This is a genomic window from Thermodesulfobacteriota bacterium, from assembly GCA_039028315.1.
Taxonomy (GTDB): Bacteria; Desulfobacterota_D; UBA1144; order Nemesobacterales; family UBA2774; genus CR02bin9.
On sequence record JBCCIH010000048.1, the window covers coordinates 1 to 12,283 of the forward strand.

General features: G+C 40.2%; 11 protein-coding genes. 7 read left to right on the top strand and 4 right to left on the bottom strand.

The window, feature by feature from the left end; translation table 11 throughout:
• Positions 1 to 1,437 (top strand): hypothetical protein (locus tag AAF462_04520; GenBank protein ID MEM7008379.1); only part of this gene is annotated, 1,437 nt, incomplete at its 5' end.
• Positions 1,438 to 1,458: 21 nt separating this feature from the next.
• Here the strand turns inward: AAF462_04520 and pheA are convergent.
• Positions 1,459 to 1,800, bottom strand: a complete 342-nt coding sequence (gene pheA / locus AAF462_04525; GenBank protein ID MEM7008380.1) for a chorismate mutase — start codon at positions 1,798 to 1,800, stop codon at positions 1,459 to 1,461.
• 155 nt (positions 1,801 to 1,955) lie between these two features.
• Here pheA and AAF462_04530 point away from each other — a divergent pair, with 155 nt between their 5' ends.
• From AAF462_04530 to AAF462_04545, 4 genes are all read left to right on the top strand, one after another.
• Entirely contained in the window at positions 1,956 to 3,017 is a 1,062-nt protein-coding gene (locus tag AAF462_04530) for an IPTL-CTERM sorting domain-containing protein (protein ID MEM7008381.1), read from the top strand.
• A 206-nt stretch (positions 3,018 to 3,223) separates the two neighbouring features.
• The gene (locus AAF462_04535; protein MEM7008382.1) at positions 3,224 to 4,045 is read left to right on the top strand and encodes a methyltransferase domain-containing protein; all 822 of its coding nucleotides are present in this window, start codon (positions 3,224 to 3,226) and stop codon (positions 4,043 to 4,045) included.
• A 98-nt stretch (positions 4,046 to 4,143) separates the two neighbouring features.
• A complete protein-coding gene (locus AAF462_04540) occupies positions 4,144 to 5,106 on the top strand; it encodes a transporter (protein ID MEM7008383.1) in 963 nt (320 codons plus the stop codon).
• 61 nt (positions 5,107 to 5,167) lie between these two features.
• Positions 5,168 to 5,611 carry a hypothetical protein gene (locus tag AAF462_04545; protein ID MEM7008384.1) on the top strand — a complete coding sequence of 148 codons (444 nt, stop codon included), beginning with the start codon at positions 5,168 to 5,170 and terminating at the stop codon, positions 5,609 to 5,611.
• A 101-nt stretch (positions 5,612 to 5,712) separates the two neighbouring features.
• Here the strand turns inward: AAF462_04545 and AAF462_04550 are convergent, their stop codons facing one another.
• Both AAF462_04550 and AAF462_04555 read right to left on the bottom strand, forming a co-directional pair.
• Positions 5,713 to 6,420, bottom strand: coding sequence for an SAM-dependent methyltransferase (locus AAF462_04550; GenBank protein MEM7008385.1), 708 nt, complete (start codon positions 6,418 to 6,420; stop codon positions 5,713 to 5,715).
• A gap of 96 nt (positions 6,421 to 6,516) precedes the next feature.
• Positions 6,517 to 7,728, bottom strand: a complete 1,212-nt coding sequence (locus AAF462_04555) for an acyl-CoA dehydrogenase family protein (GenBank protein MEM7008386.1) — start codon at positions 7,726 to 7,728, stop codon at positions 6,517 to 6,519.
• A 183-nt stretch (positions 7,729 to 7,911) separates the two neighbouring features.
• Between AAF462_04555 and AAF462_04560 the strand changes: the two genes are divergently transcribed.
• Positions 7,912 to 9,411 carry a glycosyltransferase family 39 protein gene (locus AAF462_04560; protein MEM7008387.1) on the top strand — a complete coding sequence of 500 codons (1,500 nt, stop codon included), beginning with the start codon at positions 7,912 to 7,914 and terminating at the stop codon, positions 9,409 to 9,411.
• Positions 9,412 to 9,502: 91 nt separating this feature from the next.
• A complete protein-coding gene (locus AAF462_04565; protein MEM7008388.1) occupies positions 9,503 to 11,020 on the top strand; it encodes a glycosyltransferase family 39 protein in 1,518 nt (505 codons plus the stop codon).
• A 37-nt stretch (positions 11,021 to 11,057) separates the two neighbouring features.
• On the opposite strand, the gene AAF462_04570 is transcribed toward AAF462_04565, so the two are convergent.
• Entirely contained in the window at positions 11,058 to 12,179 is a 1,122-nt protein-coding gene (locus AAF462_04570) for a tetratricopeptide repeat protein (GenBank protein ID MEM7008389.1), read from the bottom strand.
• Between the last annotated feature and the right edge of the window lie 104 nt (positions 12,180 to 12,283).

Genomic DNA, 12,283 nt, shown 5'->3' on the forward strand with positions numbered 1-12,283 from the left:
GGCGGCTGCAGCGACTCAGACTCTAATCAAGTAGATGCACGCACCATAGGTTCAATTGAAGGCGCTCTTGTACCGGCACTAAATAAGAGACTTAATCTTAAAGAGTGGCAAGAGGGCGACCCTGACGGCGATCTCTATTTAAATGGAAGCAGAGTTGCGTCTCTATCAGATGCTGAGAAACAGGCAGTGAATAACGCCTACCAAATGGGCTACTTAGTAGGCCTCACAAACGCAGAAATTGACCACATACTAGATATGCACGAAGTTCTCGGACTAAACCCGGTTTTTGCTGACAATGGCACGCTCGATCTACTGGCGTTCTCAAGGGAGTTTAACGTAAGTGGTATCCGCTACTTCATATTAAGACCTTACCAAGACGGTCCAATTCCTGAGAACATAAATTTAGGCCGCGTCGATGCATTGGATGATTGGGCGCAGATTTCCTCATCGGCTATATCACTCTCACAAGCTGAGCTTAGAGAAACAGGCGGATTGTCTGAGCTAACAAGCCTTGCAGACAGCACATCCTGGACCGAGCACGGCACCTGGACAGCAGCGATAGACACAAATATTCCTGGTTCTGTTCCAGATTTGCAAGTAACGCTTACGGGATTTGCTCAGGCCTGGTCAGTCCACTCTACTGCAGATAACAATGACTTCTACTACCTTAGAACTAACTTTGTTTTGACACCTACATCCAAGGACGGCACACTTGGCGCAGTTTGTAATGAACTCTGTGATGCTTTCAACATAACTGGTTGTCCTGGACCTGGCGCTCTAGCCAGTGAAATTGGTGTTGTGCAGTATACTCTGAATAATACTCAGCCTACTTTTAACAACTCTGAGCTATTTGTCATCGAATTCAACCCGACCACAACGACAGGAGAGGTAACTACATCAAGCAGCATTAGCCATACTTTTTCTGACAACGTTTCCTACTCCCAAGACGACGGCGCGGAAGTAGGAGTCAGCAGCAGCAGTACATACTCTCACAGCACTTCATACGAGTCCCCCGCAGTTACAACAACTGCAGAAATCAGTGGTGAGCAGAATATGAACAATGCACAGTGGTCATGGCTTGTTGAGAACTCCAATGTTTCAAAAGCTACTTTTGAACCTAATTTTCAATGGATATGGGAAGCAACCCCCGCTACGCGAGTATCGGGCTTAGTTTGGGAGCAGGCGTTTAATTTTTTCGCTTACGCTTATAGCTGTGCCCCACCAAGGACAAACACTACTATCCCCGTGCTCAAAATGGCGATTCCAAATCCTCCGCTGCCAAAGCAATGTAGTGCTAATTCAGATTGCGGGACAGGGCAAGTATGTGCGACAGATTTATCACCTGCTATTTGTGTAGCTCAGCCGTGTGATGAAATGATGCTATGCCCTGATGGATTTCAATGTATGAATGAAGAATGTCAGCCTAGCAGCGGTTGATATATTGATCAGAGGAATTTGCTAATTTGTTTGCAGTGAGCGGCAGGCTGAGATAATTGTCCTAAATATTTCTATTACTGATGGGTCAGGCATAGGGCCATTGTTCATTTTCATGAGCTTTTGCTCAATTTGCTGCTCGCGCTTGGGATCATAGACACCCATGTCATTTTTCTTCTTGAGCTCTCCTATCTCCAGCACAACCTCGGCCCTTTGGTTTAAAAGCTCTAATATCTGATTGTCTATTGTATCAATTTTCCCTCTAAGCTGGATCAACTCACCCTCAGCGCTGACCTTACTGCTGCCTGCGCCCAAAAATACTGCAATAACAAATGTTAAAGTAATCAGTCTAATTGAATTTTTCATAACTGTTCCTTTTTATTGATTAGTTTTGTATCTATCTTACTAGAATAGGGCCAATTATAATATCTATCTTACTAGAATAGGGCCAATTATAAATAGATGTTTAGTCATAGTTTGAGTATAATAGCTAGAATTTATTTTTCGGCGGAGGAATGAAAATGTTAAATAGATTTTTTCTAGCAACTATTGTTGCACTTATTTTTGTGCCAGCAGTTTATGCTAATCCACTGGCATATGTTACAAACTCAGAGGACAATAATGTTTCGATTGTAGATAGAATTACCAATATGGTAGTTGATACTATTCCTGTTGGGGAAACCCCTTCAGGCATTGCTATATCACCAAATGGAACCCGTCTTTATGTTGTGAACCAGGATTCTAATAACGTCTCTGTTATTGATACAAGCACCAATATTGTAATAACTACAATAGATGTTGGAGATACTCCTGCTGAAGTGGCCATAACTCCCGATGGGTCTCAGGTATATGTTACAAATGAAGAATCAGATGATGTCTCAGTTATCAGTACTGCGAGCCATAGTGTAATTGCTACAATACCTGTTGGACAAAACCCTTCTGGCGTAGCTATAACACCAGACGGCACACGTGCATATGTTTCAGACGGCTTAGATGATACTATCTCAGTTATAGATACTACTTCAAATACAGTTATTGATACTATAATTAATGGCGATGTTCCTCTTCTTATAGCAATATCACCTGATGGTACACGCGCATATGTTGCAAATTTACGGGACGATGCTGTCTCGGTTATCGATACTGCTACCAATATGGTAATTAATATGATTCCAGTAGGTAATGGACCTGTTGGGGTAGCGATAACTCCAGACGGGACACTTCTTTATGTTTCTAACACCTTCTCAGTAGATATGGTCTCTGTTGTAGATTTATCTACTGATACCGTAGTTGATAGAATACTTCTCGGAGAGAGCGAGCCAGGTCGTGTTGTTATCAATCCAGAAGGTACCAGGGTATACGTTGTAAATTTCACCGGTGATAATGTCATCATTATAGATAGGGCCACAAATACTATAGTTGATACTATATCTGTTGGCGAAGGACCTGTAGGTTTAGCTTTAGCGCCGCCCCCGCCGCCAAGAAACGTTCCAACTCTCTCTGAATGGGGATTAATTGCAATGGCCGGTATCTTGGCAATAGCAGGACTGTTTTATATTAGAAAAAAGAGAATGACAGCTTAAGATTTACTAAGAGAATGCTTGCAAATTATTAAATGGAGCTAGATACGAAAGTGCCGGCTCCCATTTTTGTATCAGACTCACAATGGCTCTTAAAGCCATTTGTTCACATTGTTCTCCTAGGATCAATATTCTCATAATTTATAAGAAATATGTATAGAGTTAATATAGATAGGATTATATAATTAAAGAATCCAAGGGGGCAGAAAGTGTCAGATAAACTTGAAGAATCTAAAAGAAAAGCTAAAGAAACGTACGATTCGGCGGCCGATTTTTTTGATCATGAGGCCCTTGGGTTCTGGGCACGCTATGGAGCCAGTACTGTTGAACGGCTCTCTGTTAAGCCCGGTATGAGAGTGCTCGATGTTGGTTCAGGCACTGGTGCGTCAGCTATTCCAGCGGCTATGAAAGTGAGTAGTGAGGGCAGAGTAGTTGCAGTTGATCTCTCTGGCAACCTGCTTGAGCTTGCAGAAAAAAAGGCCAAGGACCAAAATCTTGAAAATATAGATTTTATTCAGGGCGATATGACTAATCTTGATTATCCCGATGAGAGCTTTGATGCAGTTATATGTGTGTTTGCGATATTCTTCGTCCCTGAAATGGAAAAACAGGTAAGTGAACTATGGCGGATGGTCAAACCTGGCGGTGTGTTGGCGATTACTACCTGGGGACCAGACTTTTTTGAGCCGGCTTACGGGCCCTGGAAAAGTATTTTGCGAAATGTTAGACCAGATCTTCATTCCGAGTTTAATCCATGGGACAGAATTTCTGAGCCCGGTACATTAGAAGCACTGATGGTAGATGGCGGTACATCAAATATAAGAATTGCAGACGAGCTGGGAGGACAGATATTGAGCAAACCAGAAGATTGGTGGACCATTGCACTTGGTTCGGGCCTTCGCTGGACTATTGATCAGCTAAATGAAGAAGAATCAGTTCGCATTAAGAACGAAAATGTTAATTGGGTAAAAGAAAATAATGTAATCTCTGTTGGGACAAATGTACTTTATGCTGTGGCAACCAAGGATTAACAGCCCTATAACAACTACTCTAAATAATTGTTTTTAATATTGACATAATGTTATGATGATAACATGCTTGAGTAATCCTATATAACCAAGAGAGGCAAATGAACTCAGTACTAAAAAGATGGTTCTTTCTTTATCTTTTATGTCTATGCATATTTCTTCCCTCTCTACCAATATCCGCCCAAGATATTGATAGTTCTGATACCCAGGATCAACCTGCTTCCTCAATGAGTTTGCAGGAGCTTTCATCTGAAATAATAAATCCGCTGGCAAAGATTTGGAGACTCGATTTTGAGAACGATACTTTTTACAATACCGGCGATATAGGCAAAAAAGTTTGGACTAACACACTTACCTTCAGGCCCAGACTGCCTGTGTCTTTGGGCGACTGGGTCCTACTTATCCAGCCCCAGGTGCCACTAGTAGATACGGAGCCAAAATTTGAAGAATCTATATTAAGGGGAATTACTGTTCGAAATGTAACAGGGTTTGGCGACACTATACTTGCAACGCTTTTGGGCCGTGAATTTCACAAGGACATAGAAATCGGGATCGGGCCTACTTTTGTGCTTCCCACCGCTACAAAGAACATTACAGGGCAGGGCAAATGGCAGGCAGGGCCAGCAGCATCTATATTCTATGTGCCAAAGGGATGGACTTTTGGTGTTATACCACAGGTTTGGTGGTCTTTTGCAGGAGATAGTGATAGAGAAGATACTAATCAGATGGAAATACAATATATAATAGCGCGTCATTTTAAAGGCGGCTGGAATATTAGATCAAGACCCACAATTAAAGCTGATTTTAAAGCAGATCCGGGAGATAAATGGAACGTGCCCGTCGGGGGCGGAATTAGTAAATTAATAAAGATACATAAGGTCCCTGTCTTGATAGGTGTGGAGGCACAGTATTCCATAATTAAACAAGATACTTTTGGCCCGGAATGGACGATTTCATCAGATATAACAGTTGTCATCCCAAACCCTCAACTCCTTAGAAAAGCTAAAAAGCAGCGCTCTAAACAAGCGCCCGGCAGCCATCCCAATACTGATATATCGTATTAATTTGAACCTCCTAGAGTTGATAAGCTACTAACTTACCAAACTTAGTTATGGAGGAATTAACATGAGATATTTATTACTTTTACTATTAGTATTTGGTTTGTTTGTATCTTTCAGCGCACCTTCTGATGCACAACTTCCAAAATCTGATGATTTTGTACCTGTTTTGCCATCTGAGTGCGAAGGACTAAATTGCAAGGCTTATGGCATTTGCGATACATATTGTGAAGACCTTGAGTGCGATACAAAAGAGGGTTTTGAAAAGAACCCGGATATATGTACCAAGGTGCTGGAAAAATATCAGGAAAAAACTGGCTATCCAGGCCCTCCATGTATATGTACAGACGTGTGTTTTGATGAACAAGTTGAATGTAAAAGCGAATGTAAACCTACAGATTTAGATTGTCTTTCTAATTGTTGTGCAGAGTTTTCCGAATGTCAGCAAGATTGCTGTGATCAAGACGGAGTGAGAAATTGTATCCCTGAATTTTGTGCAGTTGCTCCATAATAAATTCAGATAGTTAACATATAAAATACAAAAGGAGTCTTTACTTGAGTACTGGCTCCTTTTTTTTGCTTACTTCATAGACAGTTTGTAATTTTCCAAATTTAGATGGGCAGCATTTTATTCTTGCGTGTGTTATAAACCCACATCATCTCATTTCCGCCGCGCTGTATCTCGTATCTAACCCGTTTAATTTTCACAGTGTAGCCGTCTCTTTCAAGCTCTTTTGTAAGAGGCTCTATATACGGCGAGCGGTTAAGCATTAAATCCAAAAGCGGGAATATACGCACATCATCTGCAACTCTTAGCATCTCGTACACTGCGGCTTTGTGGAAGTTGTAGTCATACTGCTCTGAGTATAGAAAGAGAAAATGAGAGCAGAGTGCAATGTCAAAGACGCTGTCTTGAAACTCCAGAGCGGGAAGCTCCCCTACTAGATATCTTCCGTCTTTTTTCCCGGACTCAAAATCTCTTGTGAATCTTTCAAGTGCCTCTTTTCTATGCTGTCTAAGGTCATCAGGCGACATGTGATAAGTCCACGTCCAGTCGCCAGGAGTGTTTCTTACTTGCTCGATAATATTATCGAATACCTTGTCGAACTTGCGAGCTATGTCTTTTGCTGTGAAAAAATAGATAGGGTCTACTGAGACTACAGGTTTGCCAATCTGATGCATCTCGGCATTAAAACTGGCGGGCCCGTCACCCACTCCTATAATGCGCTTATCCAGATCGTCCTTCGATAAATTGAACATCAGCCTGTACTCATCAAACGATCTCCCTAACGGCACAACTTCTTTTAACCTTGTAGCCATGAGGTAATAATTAAACCCCGGTGCCCCAAAAAATCAATATTTAGCTCAATTATTAAAAAGCTTTCTTACCTAGATAAATAGCCAGGTAATTTGTAATTATCGTCCGAATATCTCGCGGGCTATGACCATCTTATGTATCTCATTTGAGCCCTCGTAAATCTCGCCGACTTTGGAGTCTCGGTATATCTCCTCAACTTTATATGTAGAGCCGTCGTGCCCAAGCTCCACCATGAGCCCATAGCCTCCGAAAATCTGAACAGCATCTCTTGCCATATCAACTGCAAGTTTTGAGCCGTACGACTTTGCGCCGGAGGATTCAAGTATCGGGAATTTATTGCCACCGTCAATTTGAAGCCCGCTCTTTACATATAAGTTCCTGGCATTTTCGATCTCGACAGCTCGCTCTGCCATTAGAAACTGCCAGTGCTGAAACTGGCTGATGGGTTTGCCGAACGCTCGTCTTTCTTTCATATAGGCGGCGCTTTCGTCAAAAGCAGACTGGGCCATTCCCACACCTGATGCGCCGATTCCAGTTCTACCATACATAAGAGCTCTTAAGCATACTTTTAGCCCATCACCTTCTTCGCCAATTAAGTTTTCCTTAGGCACTCTGACTTTATCAAAATATATGTCGTAAGTAAGCTCCCCACGGTTTCCTAGTTTTTTGTCAGGCTCGCTTGTAGAGACTCCCTTTGATTTCATATCAATTACCAGCATGCAGCTCTTCCCATTTAAGTCTAGTAACGTGGCCGTAAAGTCAGCAATGCCGGCGTTTGTTATGTAGCGCTTTTGGCCGGATACAATATAGCCGCCCCTGGTTTTAGTAGCTTTGGTGATAAGAGACTCTGATCTGACGTCTGATCCAGACTGCGGCTCTGTCATTGCGAATGCACCGATTGCCTCACATTCCATAAGCGGCTTTAAGTAATTGCGCTTTATATAGCTGGAACCCTGTGCGACGCTTACTCCGGCAAGAAGAAAGTGTGCGTTTACGGCTCCTGAGAAGCTGGCGCTTATATAGGCAAGCTCTTCTGCCAAAGTTGCTGCTGCGCATGCAGGGTACTTAAGGCCAAGACCGCCGTCGCCCTTTTTATGAGGCACCTTAAAGAACCCTTTTTTTGCCATAGATCTAAAAAGCTCCATTGGAAAATTCTCATTGCTCTCTCTTCGCTGTCCTAATTCATATGCGATCGGAAAAAGCTCTTTCTCAGCAAAGGACCTGAATTTTTTTCTGAACTTTAAGGTTTCATCCGGAACATAGTCATTATTGTAGAGCGTCTCGCTCATTCTTGGGGGCAGGTTTCTCATAGTTTTCTCCTAATCATCATCTTAAATCTTAATATATCAGCAATCTCAAAGGATGTGGAGACTTTCAAAGAATATATTCATTAAAGTTCTTTAATTGAAAAAAGATATAGAGCCTTTGTGTTATTTATCAACTAATGTTAAATTGTAGTTGCTAATAGATGGCTAATTAATTAATGTGTTAATATGCAGTCTAAATTATATTTAATTCTCATCTTATTACTAGCACTTTTTCTAAGATGCTTTGATCTGTCTAATAATCCTCCCGAATTAAATTCCGATGAACTTATTAACTTTGCATCAGCGCACAGCATAGTCGAAACTGGAGCAGATTTACACGGAAAACTATTACCATATTTTACTGATAAAGCCGTCGAAATGAGGCCGCCAATCTATGGATATGCAACTTTAGTTTCAACTTTAATTATGGGTGAAAACACTAGTTCCATCAGAGCACCAGCGGTTTTTTTTGGGTTATTATCGATATTTGCTGTCTATCTGCTAGGTATGGAGTTTTTCAGAGATAGAAGAGCTGCCCTTATGGCAGCATTTTTGATGACAATTGTTCCTTGGCACATACACTTCTCGAGAGTAGGTTGGGAGCCCGCATCTTTTCTGCCATTCTTGCTTTTTTCAATTTACTTTTTTCTTCATGGAGTAAATAGTAGTAAAAGAACTTTAGTCGCACTCTCTTTTGCTCTCTTCACTCTCACTATATATACCTATCATGCAGCCCCGCTTTATGCATTTTTATTTTTATTCTCACTCTTTTTGCTTAATTTTAGATATTTCATAAAAGAAAAAAAGCTCTTTGTGATTTGCATATTGATAGCGGCGATATTGGCTATTCCATATATATGGACTGCCAGTACTGAATATCTAATGTATGCAAGAGCAAAAAGTATTAACACATTTAAAGACGGCTTAAATACTGAGTCAATTTCCTTGTTCGCTTCAAACTATATAAGTCATTTTGGTCTGGAATATCTATTTATCTCCGGAGATCCGAACCTGAAATTTGTTTCTGGTGCTGGAGTTTTGTATTGGATAATGTTGCCCTTGATATTATTTGGAGTCATTGGCCTTTGGTTCTGCGATTTGCCAAGAAAACACAAGATTCTCATTGTTATCTGGATATTGATTTATCCACTTGCGGGGTCACTGACTAATGATGGAGTTCCTCATGCTGCTAGAACTCTTGTAGGATCGGCAATGTTTTGCCTTCTAAGCGGTTTTGGATATAGCGTTATCTATAGGTTTGTTATATCGCATACAGAACTAACCGCCTTGGACTATGTTTTTTCAGTATCTATAGTGTTCATATCACTATTATCTCTGGGATACTTCGCAAACTTTTATTACTTTCACTATCCAAATGCTTCATATTTACATTGGGACTACGGTCAAAAACAGATTTTTTCAAATATTCAACAATTAGAGCACGAATATAAACTAGCTTGTATGGGAAATTTAAATCATCCGAATAATCGCCAACTGCTTTATTACTATTTAAGGGACTCAAAATTGGATATAACCAAGAATCTAGATGATTCTAGATGCCGAGAAAGTGGGACAATAATTGTTCAGAAGCACTACGAGCCTAGAATAGATAGATCAATGCAGTTGGTTGACATAGTTAAAGGCCCTGATGAAAAAGCTCTATACCACATTTATGTGATTGAATAAATTTTATATATAGCCCAGATAAAGCATAATAAAACAACTTTTAGATAATCAATTCTGCTTGATTATCTATCTAAATCCATATAATAGTACAATGCTAAATGCCAAGAGAGACTATGTTTATCTGTTTGGAATCCTGCTGCTGGCGCTATTTCTAAGGACTTATGACCTCTCGAATAATCCCCCGGAGCTCTTTTTAGATGAGCTTATAAACTATGTATCAGCCAGGGATATAATAGAAAAAGGCGGTGATCTTTACGGGCAGGTTGGAATATATTTTACCGACCGGGTTATTGAACACCGGCCTCCGGTATATGGATACACTTCATATTTAGCATCATTGATAGTTGGTGAGAACGCATGGGCTATTAGGGGTCCAGCGGTTTTTTACGGCTTAATTTCAATAATTGCAGTATTTCTTCTTGCGCTTGAGCTTTTTAGGGATAGAAGGGCCGCTCTTATGGCAGCTTTTTTCATGGCCATAATTCCCTGGCATATTCACTTTTCAAGGGTAGGGTGGGAACCTGCTTCATTTCTGCCCTTTCTACTATTTTCAACATATTTCTTTTTATACGGTGTTAATAATAATAAAAAAAGCCTGGTTGTCTTATCATTTGCTCTTTTCTCGCTGACAAACTATACCTATCACACGGCCCCGCTTTTTGCGTTTTTATTTTTGCTGACCCTATTTTTAACTAATATTAAATATTTCCTAAAAGACAAGAAGCTGCTATCCATATGTATATTGGTTGCTGGTGTTTTGGTAATTCCATATTTGTGGGAAGCAAGCACTGAATACCATATGCTAAAGAGAGCTAGAGGCATCTATATCTTCAGTGAAGGCTTTGGTGCAGGTACGCTCATAACATTTGCGAAAACCTACTTAAGCCACATTAGCCCTAATTTTTTATTCATATATGGTGATCCTTTTCCAAGGTACGGCGCCTGGACAGGAGGTCTGCTCCATTTGATAATGTTCCCGTTTATAGTATTTGGAATAGTAGGGCTCATATTTTCTGACTTGGAAAGAAGATATAGAATATTTCTTCTTGTATGGCTTTTAATATTCCCGCTTGCAGTGGCATTGACTAATGATTGGGGAATGCCTCATTCGGCGAGGGTTCTACCAGGCGCTCCTATATTATGCCTTTTAAGCGGCTTTGGTTTTGTGCTTGCCTATCAACATATTAAATCAGAAAAGCCAAATTCTATATATCCAAAGGCATTAGTTCTTGGAGTAATACTATTATCTCTTGTTTCGTTGGGATATTTTTCCAGGGACTACTACGGAGATTATCCAAAAAGAAGTTATCAGTTTTGGGAGTACGGAAACAAAGAGATTTTCTCTATAATTAAACCCGTTCAGCACAAATATAAGAGGGCTTGTCTGCTTAATTTAAACCTCGCAAGTCAAAAACCAATTCTTGCATACTATATGCCGGAATCTAATCTAGAGATTATCCGCGGTATCGATGATCCAAGGTGTTTGGAAAGGGGAAGCATAATAGTGCAGTCAGCACGGAAAAAAGAAATACATACAGAGCTTTCCATACTTGGAGAGGTCAAAGACCCTGACGGATATACTTTATATTTAGTGCAAGCTGTTGAGTAGTCTCAATACTCTATTAATCTGCTTAAATAATGCAATATTATTTGCAATACTTATTTAGGATTACCGTTGCCTGCGTATAGCCCATATCAATAGATTTTTGAAGGTCTTTACAGCCCGACTCCTTTTTGTCTAAGAGTACTTTTGTGTAGCCAGCGCCGTAGAATCCGAGCGGGTTTTCGGGCTCAAGATCTATAAGCATCGTAAAGTCAGAAAGCGCTCCCTGAAAGTCATCTGAGACTGCTTTGGCTCTGCCCCTTGCGTGATAGCCTTTCGCAAATCTCTTGTCTAACTCTATTGCTTTGTCAAAGTTTTCAATAGACTCAGGAAATTTCTGTAAATTGTAGTATGTTAGCCCAATGTTGTAATAGCCTAGTGAGAAATCAGGGTCAAGCTCAACTGTTTTTTGATAATCTACAAGAGCCTCTTCATATTTTTTTTGCTTAGCTTTTACATTGCCCCTGTTGTTATAGGCAATGGCGTTGTTCGGATTAAGCTCAATAGCTTTATCATAGTCGGCCTGTGCCCCTGTTAGATCCTTACTTCTATCCTTTGCATTGGCTCGGTTAAAATATGCCATAGTCAAATTAGGCTCCATCTCAATTGCCTTATCAAACTGTTTTATTGCTTCTTTGAAATTTCCTTCTTCACTTTCTGAATTTCCGAGGTTGTTATAAGCCATAGCTAATTTCGGATCAATCTCTATTGCTTTTTGATAATCGGCAATAGCGCCTTTAATATCACCTAGGTCCTTTTTAGTAGTGCCTCTGTTGTTATATGCTATAGCAAATTTAGGGTCTAAAACGATTGCCTTTGTATAATCCTCTATTGCACCTTTTTTATCCCCAATGTCGTCTTTAATATTCGCTCTTTGGTTATATGCGTTTGCCTCTTCATATTCAAGCTCAATAGCTTTATTAAAATCTGCAAGTGCGGCATCGTAATCCCCCATGTTCCCTTTTACCACAGCTCTGTTGTAGTAGGCTTCGGCTAAATTCTCATCTTTTTCAATTGCCTTATCATAATCTGAGATAGCTCCCTTCGTATCTCCAGAAAGGGCCTTGTCGTTTCCTTTGTCCACATAATTAGCCGCAGACTGAGAATGCGCCGTAATAGGAACTAAAAATAGAAACATTATTAAAATTGCGCAAATAAATTTCATAAAATTCTCCTTATGTATATGTAATATGAATTTTTAATTAGTGAAAGTATATCGGATAGATGCTAATTGCAATACTGATTTATATATTCTTTGGCTTTTTCGTA